Here is a 16,642-nt window from a genome sequence, read left to right on the forward strand (position 1 = left end):
ACCACCGCACCGGAATCGCCCGTCAAGGCGACAGCGCTGCGCGTACCAGATCACGAAACTCGCTGTCGTCGATCGCGGCCGCCGCCTCCGGACGGAGCTTGATCGTGCCCTTGCCCGAGCGCAGATCGGGGTGGCGGGCCAGGAATCCGCCGTCGCGGTCCCCGCCCCACCCGTAGAGCGAGACGCCGTGCTGCCAGGACCCGACGTAGAGCCGGCGCTTGCCGACCCGGTAGGTCGGGATGTCGTAGGAGATCGTCACCTCGGCGTCCGGATGCTCGGCCGTGATGATCGCGTGCAGCCGGTCGAACAGCGGGCGGTTCGGAGGCGGGATGGCCTCGACGTAGGCCCGCACGGCAGCGTCCACGCCAGCCATTATCCCCGCCTATCCTGGAACTGTGAGCGAGTCTTTCCAGGTCGTCGTCGATGTCGAGGCGACCGCGCTCGATGCCGCCGGGCTCGCCCGGTCGGTGCCGGAGGACGCCTTCCCGGACGCGGAGATCGTCGCCGAGCCGACCGTCTTCGACGCCGGGCTGGGCTCCGGGCCGCCGATCTGCCCGTTGTGCGGCGAGACCGGCGAGGTGCAGTTCTCGTCCTATCTGGAGGCCGTCGAGAGCTGGTGGGACGGCGACGTCGTCGACCCGGCCTGCGTGGTGTGCGGGCAGTACGTCGGCTTGAACGACTGGGACTGGCCCGGTTCGCCGTGGGCGGTGGGCAACTTCGGGCTGCGGTTCTGGAACCGGCCGCAGTTGACGCCGGCAGAGGTCGCGGCGATCGGCGATCGCCTGGGCCATCGCGTGGTCCTGGTCTACGGCCGCGGTTAGGCCAGCACGGCGCTCGTCACGAGGCGGAGCATCGGCCGTGGATCGTCGTTCGCGCCGCGTGCGACCCGATGCAGGATCATGCCCTCGCACATCGAGATGAGTGCGCTCGCGCCGGTCACCGGGTCGGGCGCGCCCAGGTCGGCCAACACCGACTCGACCCAGACCCGCATCATCTGGTGACCCCGGGAGACCGCGGCCCGAACCTGGTCGTCGTGCGCGGCTTCGCTGAACAACGCGAGCCGGGCGGCGGTGAGCGTACGGTTCGGCCCGGTGGTGAAGTCGAGCAATCCGGCCAGCAGCTCCACCAGGTCGTCCCCCGTTCGCGGGGAGAACGGCGGGGTCAGCTCGGCCAGCTCCTTCTGCGCCATCCACTCGACCAGGCCGACCGTGAGGGCGTCGCGCGTACGGAAGTAGTTGGAGGTCGAGCCCTTGGGCAGACCGGCGCGCGCGTCCACTTTGGCGTGCGTCAGCGACCGCAGTCCCTCGGTGCCGACCAGCTCGATCGCGGCGTCCAGGGCGCGCTGTCTCGTGCTCGTCACGTGATCACTATAAACATAGTGACTTCCTACTATGATCGTAGTAGCCTGGGGTTATGACCAGCGAGTTTCCACACCCGATGCCGCAGCTGGCCGGGGTCGGGCACCGCTACCTCGACCTGCCGGGTCTGCGGATGCACGTCGCCGAGGCGGGCCAAGGCTCGCCGGTCGTGCTGCTGCACGGCGTACCGCAGCACTGGTGGGAGTGGCGGGACGTGATCCCGGCACTGGCCCGGGACCACCGCGTGATCGTCCCCGATCTGCGCGGCGCGGGCTGGACGGAAGCGCCGCGTGCCGGGTACGACCGGGAGACGCTGGTCGGCGACGTCCTCGCCCTCCTGGACGCGCTCGAGCTGGACAGCGTACGGCTCGTGGCGCACGACTGGTCCGCGATCGCCGGGTTCCTGATCTGCCTGAACCATCCCGAGCGGATCCGGTCCTACGTGAGCCTCGCCATCCCGCACCCCTACTTCCGGTTCGGCCTGCGCATGATCGGCCGGATGCGGGCCAGCTGGTACCAGGCTCCGCTGCTGACGCCCGGCGTCGGCGTACGGGGGTTGTCGGGGGGACGGCAATGGCTGGCCCGCGCGATGCTGAGCTATTCGGCCCGGCCGGACGCGATCGCGGGCTCCGATCTGGACGCCTTCCTGGGTCCGCTCCGCGATCCGGCGTACGCCCACGCGGTGTGCCGGCTCTATCCGGGCTTCATCCTGCCGGAGGCGGTACGCATCATGCGCCGCAAGTTCGACGGCTTGCGGCTCACCACGCCGACGCTGCTGCTCACCGGGGAATCCGATCCGGTCATCCGGGCCGATCTCCTGGCCGGGCACGAAGGGCACGCCGACGATCTGGAGATACGCGAGATCCCCGGAGCGTCGCACTTCCTCGTCGACGACCAGCCCGACCTGGTGGTGAAACACCTGGTGGAGTTCTTCGCCCGGCACTGATGTCATACCCCCTCGATACGTTGGGCGGATGCGCTTCGGGATCTACGTCGCGATCCTCGGCGACCTCGCCGACCCCCGGAAGACGGTGCAGCTCGCCCGGACGGCCGAGGCGGCGGGCTGGGAAGCCCTGTTCGTCTGGGACCATCTGGCCTTCGCCTGGGGCACCCCGTCCGCCGACGCCTGGGTCACGCTGTCGGCCGCGGCGACGGTGACCGAGCGGCTGCTGCTGGGACCGGCGGTGACCCCGCTGCCCCGGCGCCGACCGGCGATCGTCGCGCAGACCGTCGCCACCCTCGACCTGCTCAGCTCCGGGCGTGTGGTGTTCACCGCCGGGCTGGGCGGGATGGCAGCCGAATACGCGGCGTTCGGCGAGGACGTGTCGGCCAAGACCCGGGCCGCCCGGCTGGACGAAGGTCTGTCGATCCTGGACCGGTTGTGGCGCGGCGGTCCCGTCACCCACGCCGGTAAGCACTACACAGTGGACGGTGTGACGCTGGCTCCGCTGCCGGTCACCCGGCCCCGGGTGCCGATCTGGATCGGCGGATACGCCCCGGCGGCACTGCGCCGGGCGGCCGCCTGGGACGGCTGGGTCGGCGGCGGAGACGACGAGCAAGGCCGGATGACGACGACGCCGGAGAAGCTCCACGACATCGTCCGCGAGATCGGGCGGCACCGGCCGACCATGGCCGGCTATGAGATCGCGCTGTCCGGCGTCAGCACACCGGCCGACGGCGCACTGGTCTCCGCATACGCCGACGCCGGGCTGACCTGGTGGCTGGAGCACCTGCACGGCTTCCGCGGCGACTTCGACGCCCTGCTCGACCGGGTGGCCGCCGGTCCACCCCGCTGACCCGCACCCGCCGCCAGCCATAGCGCATCTGCGAGGTTGAGCGAGCTGTACAGCTGGCATCTGCAAGTCATAGGGTATCGGTCATGAGATTCCGCGCGCTCGTCGCGACCCTGGCCGCCGCCCTCGCGCTGACCGCCTGCTCCGGGGGGAGTGGTGACGCCGGGACGTCCGCCTCGTCGGGGACGCCCGGCGTCACCGGTGAGGTCACCGTGTTCGCGGCGGCGTCGCTGACCGAGTCGTTCAGGCGGATCGGCAAGGACTTCGAGACGGCGTACCCCGGTGTGAAGGTGACCTTCAACTTCGCGGGCAGCTCCGCGCTGGGCACCCAGATCACTCAGGGCGCCCCCGCCGACCTGTTCGCCGCGGCGAGCCCGGCGACCATGAAGACCGTCACCGACGCCGGACTGGCCGAGGGCGAGCCGGTCACCTTCGTGCGCAACCAGCTCGTCATCGCCGTGGCGAAAGGGAACCCGAAGGGCATCACGGGCTTGGCCGGTCTCACCCAGCCGGGGCTGAAGGTCGCGCTCTGCGCCGAGCAGGTCCCCTGCGGCGCAGCCGCGAAGAAGGCCTTGGCGGCGGCCTCGGTCCAGCTCACCCCCGTGACGCTGGAGCAGGACGTCAAGGCGGCCCTGCAGAAGGTCAAGCTGGGCGAGGTCGACGCCGCGCTGGTCTACCGCACCGACGCGCAGGCCGCCACGGCCGACGTCGCCGCCGTGGAGTTCCCCGAGTCGGCGACCGCGGTCAACGACTACCCGATCGCGGTGGTGAAGAACGCGCCCAACAAGACCGCCGCACAGAAGCTGCTCGAGTGGATCCGCTCGGACAAGGGCATGGCGGTGCTCACCCAGGCCGGTTTCCAGACTCCGTGATCCGGCATGCTGATCTCGTGAGCGAGGCACGAAGGGGCGCCCGGGCACCGATCGCGCTGCTGATCCCGGCAGCGCTCGGGCTCGCCTTCCTGGTGCTGCCGCTGGCCGGTCTGCTGATCCGGACGCCGTGGCGCAGCCTGCCGGAGCGGCTGACCGCGCCCGGTGTGCTCGCCGCGTTGCGGCTGTCGCTGCTGACCGCGACGCTCGCCACCGTTGTGTGCGTACTGCTGGGTGTGCCGCTGGCCTGGCTGCTGGCCCGGACCGAGTTCCCCGGCCGCCGCGTGGTCCGGGCGCTGGTCACCGTGCCGTTGGTGTTGCCGCCGGTGGTCGGCGGCGTCGCGCTGCTGCTCGTCTTCGGCCGCCGGGGTCTGGTCGGGCAGTGGCTGGACTCGGCGTTCGGGATCGCCCTGCCGTTCACGACGGCGGGCGTCGTCGTGGCCGAGGCGTTCGTCGCGATGCCTTTCCTGGTCATCGCGGTCGAAGGGGCCCTGCGCGGGTCGGACACCCGCTACGAGGAGGCGGCGGCGACGCTCGGCGCCGGCCGCTTCGCGGTCTTCCGCCGCGTCACGCTGCCGCTGGTCGCCCCCGGAGTGGCGGCCGGAGCCGTCCTGTGCTGGGCACGCGCGCTCGGCGAATTCGGTGCGACGATCACCTTCGCCGGCAACTTCCCGGGGCGTACGCAGACCATGCCGCTGGCCGTCTATCTGGCCCTGGAGACCGACCTGGACGCCGCCCTCGTGCTCAGCCTCATCCTGCTGGCGGTCTCGGTCGGCATCCTGGCCGCCCTGCGGGACAAATGGATCACGAGCCCATGACCGGCCTGGACGCGCAGCTGATCGTGCGCCGCACCGGCGGCTTCCAGCTCGACGTACGCCTGACCGTCGCCGCCGGAGAAGTCGTGGCGCTGCTCGGCCCGAACGGGGCCGGCAAGTCGACCGCCCTCCGGGCGCTGGCGGGGCTGCTACCGCTCAGCGACGGACACCTGACGCTCGACGGCCGGGTGCTCGACCGGCCCGGTGACGGCGTCCTCGTGCCACCTGAGCGCCGTCCCATCGGCGTGGTCTTCCAGGACTACCTGCTGTTCCCGCACTTGACCGCGTTGGACAACGTCGCCTTCGGTCCCCGTCATCACGGCCGGAGCACGGCCGAGGCCCGGGCGACCGCGGCCGTGTGGCTCGACCGGGTCGGCTTGGCGGCGTACGCCCGGAGCAAGCCGCGCCAGCTGTCGGGCGGGCAGGCGCAACGCGTCGCGTTGGCCCGGGCGCTCGCCGTCGAACCGGCGTTGCTGCTGCTCGACGAACCGCTGGCCGCCCTCGACGCGCGTACGCGCCTGGAGACCCGGGCCCAGTTGCATCGCCATCTCGGCGATCATCCCGGGGCGACGCTGCTGGTGACGCACGACCCGTTGGACGCGCTCGTCCTCGCCGACCGGCTGATCATCGTGGAGAACGGCGTCGTCGTGCAGGAAGGCGACGCCGCGGCGATCACCGCCCGGCCGCGTACCGACTATGTCGCGCAGCTCGTCGGCCTGAACTTGTACCGCGGGCACGCCGACGGCCACACCATCACCGTGCCGGGCGGATTCGCGCTGACCGCCGCCGACACCGTCCGCGGCGACGCGTTCGTCGCGTTCCCACCGAGCGCGCTGGCCCTCTATCCGACGCGGCCCGACGGCAGCCCGAGCAACACCTGGCCCGCCACCATCACCGGTGTCCAGCAGCACGGCGACTACCTGCGCATCCAGCTCTCCGGACCGATCGAGGCGGCCGCCGACATCACCCCGGCCGCTGCCGTTCGCCTGCATCTCGCCCCCGGCCAGCCGGTGTGGGCCGCTCTGAAGGCGACCGAGACGCGAGCGTATCCGGCCTGATCGTTGAATCACTTCTCGCTGAAGGTACGCGTCTCGGCGACGATCGAGGCGGTCACCTTGTGCATGCCCTTGCCGGCGCTCAACGCCCGCCGCTGGCGCTCGGCCGACGTGCCCCGCTTGGCGAGGTCCAGCAACGCCTCGTCGACGTACGCGTCGTCGCCGGAGGCCTCCAACGCCGGGCGGACGTGCCGGACGAAGCGGCGTACCAGGTCCTTGGAGGCGACGGCCTCGCCGGCGACGGCGTCCACCAGCTTGCCGCGCAGTCCCGAACGGGCGGCCCGCCACGTCGCGCCGCGCAGCAGCTCGTCGGCGACGTCGGGGATCGGATCGCCGCGTTCCTCCTCCTCGGCCGCGGTGACCACGAGCGCCCGCGCGAGCGCGGCGATCAGCAGCACGTCGTCGAGCAACGGGCAGGCGTCGGCGATGCGCAGCTCCAGCGTCGGATACCGCTGCGAGGGCCGGACGTCGTAGTAGATCATCCCGTAGTCGCCGATCACCCCGGCCTCGATCAGCTTGTCGATCCGGCGGTGGTATTCGGCGCGGTCGGCGAACAGCGGCATCGGGCCCGACGTCGGCCAACGCGAGAGCACCACCGCCCGATAGGAGGCGTACCCGGTGTCCTGATTCTGGAAGAAGGGCGACCCACCGGAGAGCGCGAGCAACACGGGCAGCCAGCCGCGGATCCGCCGGATGAGATGGAAGGCCAGCTCCTCGTCCGGTACGCCCACCTGCACCTGGCACGCGCAGACCTGCTGCTCGACGGCGAGCCGCCGGTACTCGTCGGAGATGCGGCGGTAGCGCTCGTCGGGGTAGACCGGCGCGGTGACGATGCCGCAGTCGGGCACTGTGCCGGCTGCGGCGATCCAGAGACCGACCTGATCGCCGGCCCGGATGAGGGTCGTCCTGGTGGCGACGAGCGCCTGCCGCAGCTCGGTCAGGTCGTGGCAGACCGGTGTCGCGGTCTCGACCATGGCCTGCTGGAACTCCTGGTTCGGCAGGCCGAACACGTCGTGCGCCCCGAAGGCCGCCAGCAGCTGCCGCGCGCCGGGCGCCAGCCGGCCCGTGGCCGGGTTGAGCAGGTGGAACTCCTCTTCCACCCCGAAGGTCAGCCCGACGCCGCGGTCCATGAGCTAACCATGTCAGGTGTGGTCGCCCTGTTCACGCCCAATGCCGGATTCATACGCGATAACCAGCTTTTGTGGTATTGATGCGCCCTCCCCAGGAGACGGCGACGCCGGCGGCCGCCCACTCAGCGGCGGCACGCCGGCGTACACGTCAGTCCATTGAGGATACATTGACGTTCGTCACATTACAATTGCACGCTCACGGTCGGCTTCGGGCACGACGATGGCCGGAGGCGCCACGGCCGGCATCGCCGCCAGGCGACCCGCGTACGCGAGGAAACCCAGCCCGCACAACAGGAAGCAGTTCGCGACCGCGGTGACCCAGCCGTGCCAGCCGTACTCCCCGGGCCCGCCGAAGTGCGGAGTCCACCACATCGGCGCGAGCACGAAGACCGCGTACGCCGCCGCAGCCGCGACCCGGGGCGCCCGGCCACCCCGGAGCAGCACCGCCAGGGCCGGCACCACCCAGACCCAGTGGTGCGCCCACGAGATCGGCGACACCAGCAAACCGGTCACCCCCGTCGCCGCGACAGCGGCCAGCCAGTCCCCGCGCCGGGCCAGCCGAGCCGCGATCACCAGTCCGGCGACGCCGATGACCGCCGGGATCACCGGATACCAGGCGTCGATGCCGGGATCGTTGGTGAACAGCCGCCGCAGCATCCCGTACGGCGACTGGTTGCTGATGTACGGCGCGCCCACTCGGGACGTGTCGAAGAACAAGTGCAGCCAGTACAACCGGGACGCCTCCGGCGCCACGAGCAATCCGAGCAGTCCGCAGCTCACGAAGGTCACGACGGCCGTCACGGCGGCCCGCGTACGCCCCGCGGCCAGCAGGAACACGATGAAGATCGCAGGCGTCAGCTTGATCGCGGCCGCGATCCCGATCCAGACCCCGCCGGAGCGCCCCCGCGACACCAGCCACACGTCGAGCAGGATCATCCCGAACAGCAGCAGGTTGATCTGCGCCTGGAACAGCGAGTGGTAAACCGGCTCCAGCAGCAGCCCGGCCGCTACCGCCGTCGCCAACGACAGCCGGGTGACGGGCCGCCCGGCCAGCCGCATGACCACGGCACAGCCCCCGGCGAACGCCGCCACCGACAACAGCTGCCAGAGCAGCCGCCCGAGCGTCAGCGGCAGCACCGACCACGGTGCGAACACGAGCGCGGCGAACGGCGAATACGTGAACCAGTGGGCCAGCGCCTGCTCGGTGTAGAGCCGGGCGTCGTCGGCGACGGCCTGGCCGCCCCACATGTAGACGGAGAAGTCGAGCGACTCCCAGAGCAGGGTGAAGACGACGAGGGCGACGACCTCGATTGCCAGGGCGGCGTAGACGGCTCGCTTGATCATGCGGGCCACCCTACACCGCGCGTATACTCTCAGCGTATACGCGGGAAGAATAATGCCCTGACCAGCTGGTTCGCTAGATCAGGGCTGCTCGGTGAGGTGGTCAGGCCGCTTCGTCGTCCACGAGTCGCTGGAACAGCAGGTGATCCTGCCACTCGCCGTCGATCTTGAGGTAGCGCCGGGCGACGCCGATCTCCTCGAATCCGTTGCGCCGCAGCACCTTCTGCGATCCGGCGTTGTGCAGGAGCGTACCGGCCTCCAGCCGGTGCAGGCCCAGCCCGCCGAACGCGAGGTCGACGACGGCCGCGACGGCGGCGGAGGCGACACCGCGGCCGTTGGCCGCCTGGGCGACCCAGTAGCCGAGATGCGCACCCTGGACCGGGCCGCGTTCGATCGCGGTCAGCGAGATCATGCCGAGGATCTCCCCGGTCGCCTGGCTCGTGATGACACGCCGGTCCTCGATGCCGGCCGCCCGGGCGGCTTCGCCGACCGCGAGCCGTGCCTCCTGGCCATCCTTGGTGAAGAACGTCTCGTCGCGTACGGGTTCGAAGGGCCGCAGGAACTCGCGGTTCTCCGTGTAGAGGCGGCTCAACTCCGCGGCATCGGCGATCACCGCCGGACGGATCCGGATCATCGGCCGACGGTACCCCGCAGCTCCTCCGCGTACGCGTCGTGCAGGCCCTGCCAGCCGTGGTCGAGTGCGGCCCGGCCCCGGATCGGCGGGACGGGATCGCCGTCGAGCAGGCGCTCGGCAACGTCGAGGCACAGGTGCCAACCGGCGGCGGCACGAGGCAGGTCGTCCGTTCCGGCGACGGTGTGCCGCAACGTCAACCGGGTCCCGGCCGGCGTCGGGGTCAGCTCCCAGCGCAGCAGATCCTCGCCCCAGGCGTACTCCAGCAGGGACGGCGGTTCGGCGCGCAGCACGGTGGCTGGAAGCTCCACGCCGAGCTCACCGTCGATCATCGTAAGCGTTGTGGGACCCGGTTCGCCGAGGTCGCGCTCGGCCCGGAACGGCGCCCACTCCCCCAACTGCGCCGGGTCGGTCAAGGCCGCCCACACCCGCGCCGGCGGATGGGCCAGGTCACGGACGAACGCCAGGGTCCACCGGCCGTCTTCGGTACGCACCGCGTCGGCTTCGCGCAGCGGGCCGGGTTCGAAGGTGCTCATGATTCCTCCAAGGCTTTCCGGTCGAGGTGGCGCTCCAGCGCGTCGAGGTGCCGGGGCCACAGCTCGCGATAGGGCGCGAGCCATTCGTCGACGGTTCGCAATGGCGCCGCCTCGATCCGGTAGACCCGGGTCTGCGCGGCGACTTGGCTCGTCACGAAGCCGGCCTCCCGCAACACCTTGAGGTGTTTGGAGACCGACGGCTGACTGATCGCCAGCGTGCCGACCAGGTCCCCGACCGTGCGGGGCGACCGGCGGAGCTCGTCCAGGATGCGGCGCCGGGTCGGTTCGGCGAGAACGGCGAAGGCGTCAACTGCCACGCCTCCTAATATGCCTCCCGCGTTATATGCCTGTCAAGGAATGCTCCCTGTTGACCATGGAGTTTCCGGCCTCGACACACCGTCGAGACGACCGTTGACTCCATGATCAACGGGGCGGGGTGACCTAGGGGGTCCAGATGACGTTGGGGTTGATGTGGCCGGTCCAGTTGAAGATGGCCATGTTGTCCCACTGGTTGCCGGTGCCGTTGATGTTCGCCGGGTCCCAGCCGTTGCCGGCGACGGCGTACCAGGTCGGCTCCCAGTAGAAGACGCCGATGGCGCCCGCGTTGCGGGCGGTGTTCTGCACGTGCGTGAACTCGGTGGCCTGCCCCGACCAGGACGCCGAGTAGCCGCTGCAGGGCGCCGATCCGCTCACGGAGTTCGCCTCGCTGTCGGCATTGGCGGAGGTGAACGGGTACGCCGTCTCCATGATCGAGACCGGCTTGCCGTACCGGGTGCGGGCGTCGACGATGACGTTGTACAGGTTGGTCAGCGAGCCGTGCCAGAAGCAGTAGTACGACAGGCCGGTGATGTCCCAGACGACGCCCTTGGCCGTGATGCCGTCGTAGAACCAGCGCATGTTGGCGTCGCTGTCGGCGTCGGCGGTGTGGATGATGACCTTGGTGCCGCTGTTGCACGCCTTCGTCGCGTTGTAGCCGGCTTTCAGCAGCAGGCTCAGGTTGGTGAAGTCGTTGTTGACCACCTTGCCGTCGTTCCAGAGCATGCCGACGTTGATCTCGTTGCCGATCTGGACGCTGTCCGGTGTGGTGCCCTGCGCCTTCAGACTGTTGCAGACGTCGTAGGTGTAGTTGTAGACGTCGGTCTGCAACGCGCTGATGCCGTGGCCGGCCCAGGCCGCCGGCTTGTACTGCTTGCCCGGGTCGGCCCAGGTGTCGGAGTAGTGGAAGTCGATGAGCAGGCTCAATCCCATGGCCTTCACCGTCTTCGCGTACGCCAGCACCTTGGCCTTGTTGTTGTAGCCGCTGGCCGGGTTGTTCCAGATGCGCAGCCGGACGTAGTTGACGCCGAGCGCCTCGAGGATGTCGAGCGGATCGCGGGCGACCCCGGACGCGTCGTAGTAGGGCGCACCGAGGTCGATCGCCCGCTGCACGGACGAGACGTCCGCGCCGCGCATCGTGAGGGTGTTGGCCGCCATGGCGGGGGCCGGTGCGGTGAGCGCTCCCGCCGCGACGGCGACGGCGGCCGTGGCGGCGGAAAGCGCGCGAGCGAGAGTGGGTCGGAGCATACGGGGGACTCCTCGACAGGACGGGCGACGCCTCCCGGGCAGGAGGCTTCTGTGAACGTTCACAGTCAAGGAACCAGGGTGGTAGACCGACCCCTAGAAATCAATACCGATTTACCTGCCCAAATAAAGATCGGTTTCTGTGCACGTTCACAGAAATGCACAGAGGCCCCGCGTCGCGCCGACGACGGCGAAGTCGATCAGGATCCCCCGGAGTCGATCAGGGTCCCAGGGACACGACACGCCGGTCGATCACGACCATAGGTTCATGATCGCGCGGAAAGGGGCGGGGCTAGGCGGGGATGGTCGCCACGCCGCCTGCCGGGACGGTGACGCCGTAGGCCGTGACCTCGGCTGTTCCGTGGTTGACGAGGAACCGCTGCGAACCGCGTACGACGACTTCCAGGGTGTCGGGCAGGCCGACGGGCACTTCCACGCCGGCGGCGTCGAGCACCGACCCGAGCAGGTCGCGCAGGTCCGACGGGGCGGTCGCGACGTACCAGGCATGGCCGTCGCCGACGGCGTTGCGGGTCACCGCCGGGCGGCCGGCGTCGGGTCCGCTCGCGAACGCCTGGATCTCCGACGCCCCGTCGAGGTGCACGTGTTCGGACCAGATCCGGCCCACGCCGCCGCCGGACAGCGCCACCTGTTCGGCCGAGCGCAGCGGGTGGAACTCCTCCACCCACAGCCCGAGGGTGTCGCGCAACGCGCCCGGGTACGGCCCGGCCGGCACGGTGTCGTGCTCGTCGACGATCCCGGAGAAGTAGGAGACGACGAGCGTGCCGCCACTGTGGACGTAGCCGTGGAGGTTCTTCGCGCCCGCCTCCCCCAGCAGATACAGGCTGGGCGCGACGACGACCTTGTACGCCGTCAGGTCGGACTCGGGGTGGACGAAGTCGACGGTGACGTGCTCGCGCCACAGCTCGGCGTAGTACGCGTCGATGCGCTCCCGGAACCTGAGATCGACCGACGGCCGCCAGTCCAGCTCGAGCGCCCAATAGGACTCGAAGTCCCAGACGATGGCGACCTCGGCCGGGACCTGCTCTCCGCGTACCGCTGAAAGAGCCGCCAGCTCGCCGCCCAGCGCGACCACGTCCCGCCACACCTGCGTGCGTGTCCCACCTTGCGGGACCATCGCCGAGTGGAACTTCTCCGCGCCGAAGCGCGAGGCGCGCCACTGGAAGAACATCACGCCGTCGGCGCCGCGCGCCACGTGCGTGAGGCTGTTGCGGCGCAGCTCGCCGGGGCCTTTGGCGAGGTTGCGCGGCTGCCAGTTCACCGCGCTGGTCGAGTGTTCCATGATGATCCACGGCCGGCCGCCGCCCACGGAGCGCGCCAGATCGGCGGACATCGACAGGATGATGTGGTTGTCCGGCTCCTCGGCGTTGAGGTAGTGGTTGTTGGAGACCACGTCGACCTCGCGTGCCCACTTCCAGAGATCCATCGACTTGCAGTTGGTCGTCATGAAGTTCGTGGTCACCGGCACGCCCGGGGTGATCCGGTGCAGGATGTCACGCTGCAGCGTGTAGCAGGCCAGATGCTCGTCGCTGGTGAACCGGGCGAAGTCCAGGCGCTGCGCGGGATTCACCGCCGTGTGATTGTGGCGCGGCGCGTCGATCTGCTCCCAGTCGGTGTAGCGCTGGCTCCAGAACAGCGTCCCCCACGCGTCGTTGAGCGCCTCCAGGTCGCCGTAGCGGTCGCGCAGCCACGCCCGGAACGCACGCACGCTCGCCGGGCAGTAGCACTCGCCGAGCGGCGCGCCGTACTCGTTGTGCACATGCCACAGGACGACCGCGGGATGGTCGCGGTAGTGCTCGGCCAGGGCGGTTGCGAGGCGCGCGGTGGCCGCGCGGTAGTCGGGCGAGCTAGGGCACGAGTGTTCCCGCCCGCCGAATCCGACTTGTACGCCTTCGCGGGTGACCGGCAGACTCTCCGGGTACGCCTGGACGAACCAAGCCGGCGCGGCGGCCGTCGGCGTGGCGAGGTCGACCGCGATCCCGTTGGCGTGCAACCGATCCACGATCTCGTCGAGCCAGCCGAACTCGAAGCGGCCCTCTTCCGGCTCCAGCAGCGCCCACGCGAAGATCGCGAGGCTCACGAGATTGACCCCGGCCTCACGCATCAGCTCGATGTCCTCCAGCTGCACCTCGCGGGGCCACTGCTCCGGGTTGTAGTCGCCGCCGTAGGCGATCCCCGCGGGGCGTGCCGGAAAACGTGCCGTCACGGCACCCTCCCTCGTGTCGAGCACTGCTCTGTTCTGTGAACGTGCACAGTAGCGAACGAGCCGCTCGGACGGTAGATCAGGTCGGGGCCTCCCAGCTTATCTTGGGCTTGAGCTGCGAACTTAACGGCTTCGCAACGCCCGCTTGACTCGGCCGAAGTGATGACACACACTGTTCGGCACCTGTGAACGTTCACAGACGCGCATTCTGGCTTCGCATATCCCCAAGCCCCTCTCTCATGCCGGAGGAACAATGCCCCACGGACTCCCCCGCCGTTCTGCGCTGGGCCTGCTGCTCGGCGCCGCGGGCGCGGCCGCCCTCGGTGGCGTAGCCGCCTGTTCCAGCGACGACGACGCCACGACGGCGACCCCCGAGGAAACCGGCCCGGTCGAACTCGTCTACTGGACCTGGGCGCCGAACATGGACAAGATCGCCGAGGTCTGGAACAAGGCGAACCCCAACATCAAGGTCACGATCAGCAACCAGGGCGGCGGCAACGAGTCGGCGGCGAAGTTCCTGACCGCGGCGAAGGCCGGCAACGCGCCCGACATCATGCAGGCCGAGTACCAGATGCTGCCCTCGTTCGTCGCAGCCGAGGCGGTCGCCGACATCAAGTCGCTGGTCGGCGGGGCGAAGTCGGCGTTCAGCGACGGCCTCTGGGGCCTGGTGACACTCGGCACCGACGCCGTCTACGGGCTGCCGCAGGACAGCGGCCCGATGGGCCTGTTCTACCGCGTCGACCTGCTGGAGAAGTACGGCGTCGCCGTCCCGAAGACCTGGGACGAGTACGCCGCCGCCGCCCGCAAGGTCCACGCCGCCGACAAGTCCGTCTACTTCGGCGGCTTCTCCAACAAGGACGGCGGCTGGTTCGCCGGCCTGTCGCAGCAGGCCGGCGGCCAGTGGTGGTCGATCGCCGGCGACACCTGGAAAGTCGGCATCAACGACGCCGCCACCACCAAGGTCGCCGACTTCTGGGGCGGGCTCGTCAAGGACGGCGTCGTCGACACCCAGGCCTGGTGGTCCAACGAGTGGAACGCCGCGTTCACCAACGACAAGCTGCTCACCTGGTGCTCGGCCGTCTGGGCGCCGGGCGTGCTGTCGAGCAACGTCCCGAGCACGAAGGGCAAGTGGGCCATGGCCCCGCTGCCGCAGTGGACCGCCGGCGAGAACTACAGCGGCTTCTGGGGCGGATCGGCCGCCTCGATCTCCGCCTCCTCCAAGCACAAGAGCGCCGCCGCCAAGTTCCTCACCTGGCTCAACACCGACCCGGCCGCGGTCGACCTGCTCGTCAAGCAGGCCCAGATCTACCCGGCCGCCACCGCCGGGCAGTCCTCCCTGACCACCCCGCCGGACTACTTCGCCAACCAGGCGAGCTTCTGGAAAGACGCCGCCGCCATCTCGGCCAGCGCCCGGGGCTTCACCTTCGGCCCGAACGTCAACGCCGCCTACACCGCGTACGAGGACTCGTTCGGCAAGGCCATCCAGGCGAAGTCCTCGTTCGCCGACGCGCTCACGTCGGTGCAGCAGGCGACGATCGCCGACATGACCAAGACCGGATTCAAGGTCGCCTCGTAGATGAAGCACCCGCCACGGACCGGCGCCCGCCTTCGGGCGGGCGCCGTGCCCTACGTCTTCCTCACTCCTGCGATGGCACTGTTCGCCGCATTCTTCGCCGTCCCCATCGGATACACCCTCTACCTGGGCACACGGGGGACCAAGGTCAGCGGCCTCGGCCTCGGCAAGGGCTCGCGCCACGAGGTCTCGGTCGGCTTCGACAACTACCAGGCCACCCTGACCGACCACGAGTTCTGGGCCGGCTGGCTGCGCGTCCTCGGCTACGGGGTCGTGGTGCTCACCGTCATGCTCGGGCTCGCGGTCCTCTTCGCGCTCCTGCTCGACTCCGCCCACGCACGGCTCAAGCGGGTGTCCCGCATCGCGATCTTCCTGCCGTACGCCGTGCCGGGCGTCGTCGCCTCGTTGCTCTGGGGCTTCCTCTACCTGCCCAGCCTCAGCCCGATCCATTCCGTGCTGCACCTGTTCGGGGTGCAGGTGGACCTCTTCGATCCCGACGTCGTGATGTTCTCGATGGCCAACATCGCCGTCTGGGGCGGCACCGGGTTCAACATGCTGGTCCTCTACACCCACCTGAGGTCGATCTCCCCCGAGTACTACGAGGCCGCCCGCCTCGACGGCGCGAGCGAATTCCAGATCGCCACCCGGATCAAACTGCCGATGCTGGTGCCCTCACTCATCCTCACCACGGTCTTCTCCATCATCGCCACCTCGCAGGTCTTCACCGAACCCATGACGCTCCGGCCGATCTCCAACACCATCAGCTCCACCTGGAGCCCCCTGATGATGGTCTTCACCGAAGCGTTCAAGAACCTCGACCTGTACTCGGCCGCCGCGACCTCGATCGTGATCGCCGCCATCTCCCTGGTGTTGTCCTTCGGCTTCCTGCGCGTGGTCCGCAAGCGAGCCTTCAGCGAGGAGTCCTGATGCGCCGCCGCCTCGGCCTCACCCCGACCGTCCTGCTGCTGATCGGCGCGGTCTACAGCCTGCTGCCGGTGATCTGGGTACTCGTCGCCGCCACCAAGTCCCGCGCCGAACTGTTCTCCAGCAACGCCTTCCAGCCCGGCACCGGACTGTGGGACAACCTCGTCGAGCTGACCAACCACCGCGACGGGATCTTCTGGCGCTGGACCGTCAACACCGCCCTCTACGCCGGCGTCGGCGCACTGCTGTCCACCATGGTCAGCGCGATCTCCGGCTACACCCTGGCGAAGTTCCGGTTCCCCGGCCGCAACCTCATCTTCAACCTCCTCATCGGCGGCATCCTGGTGCCCTCGGTCGTCCTGGCGATACCGCAGTACCTGCTCCTGGCCAAGATCGGCCTCGCCGACACCTACTGGTCGGTGCTGCTACCCGGCATCCTGCACCCCTACAGCATCTACCTGGCCCGCGTGTACGCCGGCGCGGCGATCCCGGACTCGATGATCGAAGCCGCCCGCATCGACGGCGCCGGCGAATTCCGGCTGCTCAACCGGATCGCCCTGCCCATGATGGTGCCCGGCCTGGTGACGATCTTCCTGTTCCAGTTCGTCGCCATCTGGAACAACTTCCTCCTGCCGTTCATCATGCTGGCCGACGACACGAAGTTCCCGCTCACCGTCGGCCTCTACACCTGGCTGGCGACCGGCGCCAACCAGCCCGCGCTATACACGCTCGTCATCACCGGCGCCCTCATCTCGATCATTCCGCTGATCGCACTGTTCCTGACCATGCAACGCTACTGGCGTACCGACCTGACGAGCGGAGCTGTGAAAGGCTGA

The 16,642-nt window shown here is 69.6% G+C and carries 18 protein-coding genes; 9 read left to right on the forward strand and 9 right to left on the reverse strand.

The features are described from left to right. Positions 1-22 precede the first annotated feature (22 nt). Positions 23-364, reverse strand: coding sequence for a DUF1801 domain-containing protein (locus AB0H43_RS05865; protein ID WP_359997102.1), 342 nt, complete (start codon positions 362-364; stop codon positions 23-25). Between the two features lie 31 nt (positions 365-395). Here AB0H43_RS05865 and AB0H43_RS05870 point away from each other — a divergent pair, with 31 nt between their 5' ends. Continuing rightward, a complete protein-coding gene (locus tag AB0H43_RS05870; protein WP_359997104.1) occupies positions 396-821 on the forward strand; it encodes a hypothetical protein in 426 nt (141 codons plus the stop codon). Here the strand turns inward: AB0H43_RS05870 and AB0H43_RS05875 are convergent. Then, entirely contained in the window at positions 818-1,360 is a 543-nt protein-coding gene (locus AB0H43_RS05875; protein ID WP_359997107.1) for a TetR family transcriptional regulator C-terminal domain-containing protein, read from the reverse strand. The genes AB0H43_RS05870 and AB0H43_RS05875 overlap by 4 nt on opposite strands. Before the next feature lie 53 nt (positions 1,361-1,413). Here AB0H43_RS05875 and AB0H43_RS05880 point away from each other — a divergent pair, with 53 nt between their 5' ends. The 5 genes from AB0H43_RS05880 (at position 1,414) to AB0H43_RS05900 (ending at position 5,893) form a co-directional block, all read left to right on the forward strand. Continuing rightward, complete coding sequence (locus tag AB0H43_RS05880) at positions 1,414-2,304, forward strand: alpha/beta hydrolase (protein ID WP_359997110.1); 891 nt, start codon at positions 1,414-1,416, stop codon at positions 2,302-2,304. Between the two features lie 28 nt (positions 2,305-2,332). Beyond that, on the forward strand, positions 2,333-3,154 hold the full coding sequence (locus tag AB0H43_RS05885; RefSeq protein ID WP_359997113.1) for a TIGR03619 family F420-dependent LLM class oxidoreductase: 822 nt from the start codon (positions 2,333-2,335) through the stop codon (positions 3,152-3,154). Positions 3,155-3,237: 83 nt separating this feature from the next. Then, on the forward strand, positions 3,238-4,023 hold the full coding sequence (modA, locus tag AB0H43_RS05890) for a molybdate ABC transporter substrate-binding protein (RefSeq protein WP_359997116.1): 786 nt from the start codon (positions 3,238-3,240) through the stop codon (positions 4,021-4,023). A 17-nt stretch (positions 4,024-4,040) separates the two neighbouring features. Continuing rightward, positions 4,041-4,838: an ABC transporter permease gene (locus tag AB0H43_RS05895; protein ID WP_359997119.1), complete on the forward strand. Its 798-nt coding sequence runs from the start codon at positions 4,041-4,043 to the stop codon at positions 4,836-4,838. After that, positions 4,820-5,893 (forward strand): ABC transporter ATP-binding protein, encoded by a 1,074-nt coding sequence (locus AB0H43_RS05900; protein ID WP_359997122.1) that lies wholly within the window; start codon positions 4,820-4,822, stop codon positions 5,891-5,893. The genes AB0H43_RS05895 and AB0H43_RS05900 overlap by 19 nt, the downstream gene beginning before the upstream one ends. A gap of 8 nt (positions 5,894-5,901) precedes the next feature. Here the strand turns inward: AB0H43_RS05900 and AB0H43_RS05905 are convergent, their stop codons facing one another. The 7 genes from AB0H43_RS05905 to AB0H43_RS05935 form a co-directional block, all read right to left on the reverse strand. Further along, complete coding sequence (locus AB0H43_RS05905) at positions 5,902-7,020, reverse strand: glutamate--cysteine ligase (protein WP_359997124.1); 1,119 nt, start codon at positions 7,018-7,020, stop codon at positions 5,902-5,904. A gap of 177 nt (positions 7,021-7,197) precedes the next feature. Continuing rightward, on the reverse strand, positions 7,198-8,364 hold the full coding sequence (locus AB0H43_RS05910) for a glycosyltransferase 87 family protein (protein WP_359997127.1): 1,167 nt from the start codon (positions 8,362-8,364) through the stop codon (positions 7,198-7,200). 100 nt (positions 8,365-8,464) lie between these two features. After that, positions 8,465-8,995, reverse strand: coding sequence for a GNAT family N-acetyltransferase (locus tag AB0H43_RS05915; RefSeq protein ID WP_359997130.1), 531 nt, complete (start codon positions 8,993-8,995; stop codon positions 8,465-8,467). Beyond that, positions 8,992-9,528, reverse strand: coding sequence for an SRPBCC family protein (locus AB0H43_RS05920; protein ID WP_359997132.1), 537 nt, complete (start codon positions 9,526-9,528; stop codon positions 8,992-8,994). Before AB0H43_RS05920 ends, AB0H43_RS05915 begins: the two co-directional genes overlap by 4 nt. Then, the gene (locus tag AB0H43_RS05925; RefSeq protein WP_359997135.1) at positions 9,525-9,845 is read right to left on the reverse strand and encodes a metalloregulator ArsR/SmtB family transcription factor; all 321 of its coding nucleotides are present in this window, start codon (positions 9,843-9,845) and stop codon (positions 9,525-9,527) included. The genes AB0H43_RS05920 and AB0H43_RS05925 overlap by 4 nt, the downstream gene beginning before the upstream one ends. A 124-nt stretch (positions 9,846-9,969) precedes the next feature. Next, positions 9,970-11,001 (reverse strand): glycosyl hydrolase 53 family protein, encoded by a 1,032-nt coding sequence (locus AB0H43_RS05930; protein ID WP_359997435.1) that lies wholly within the window; start codon positions 10,999-11,001, stop codon positions 9,970-9,972. A 379-nt stretch (positions 11,002-11,380) separates the two neighbouring features. Beyond that, entirely contained in the window at positions 11,381-13,312 is a 1,932-nt protein-coding gene (locus AB0H43_RS05935; RefSeq protein WP_359997137.1) for a beta-galactosidase, read from the reverse strand. A 250-nt stretch (positions 13,313-13,562) separates the two neighbouring features. On the opposite strand from AB0H43_RS05935, the gene AB0H43_RS05940 reads away from it, so the two are divergent. The 3 genes from AB0H43_RS05940 to AB0H43_RS05950 are packed head-to-tail and all read left to right on the forward strand — an operon-like array spanning position 13,563 to position 16,642. Beyond that, positions 13,563-14,885, forward strand: a complete 1,323-nt coding sequence (locus tag AB0H43_RS05940) for an extracellular solute-binding protein (RefSeq protein WP_359997140.1) — start codon at positions 13,563-13,565, stop codon at positions 14,883-14,885. Next, on the forward strand, positions 14,886-15,809 hold the full coding sequence (locus AB0H43_RS05945) for a sugar ABC transporter permease (protein WP_359997143.1): 924 nt from the start codon (positions 14,886-14,888) through the stop codon (positions 15,807-15,809). After that, positions 15,809-16,642: a carbohydrate ABC transporter permease gene (locus AB0H43_RS05950; protein WP_359997146.1), complete on the forward strand. Its 834-nt coding sequence runs from the start codon at positions 15,809-15,811 to the stop codon at positions 16,640-16,642. Before AB0H43_RS05945 ends, AB0H43_RS05950 begins: the two co-directional genes overlap by 1 nt.

Origin of the sequence: Hamadaea sp. NPDC050747 (genome assembly GCF_040654195.1) — a bacterium.
GTDB lineage: Bacteria > Actinomycetota > Actinomycetes > Mycobacteriales > Micromonosporaceae > Hamadaea.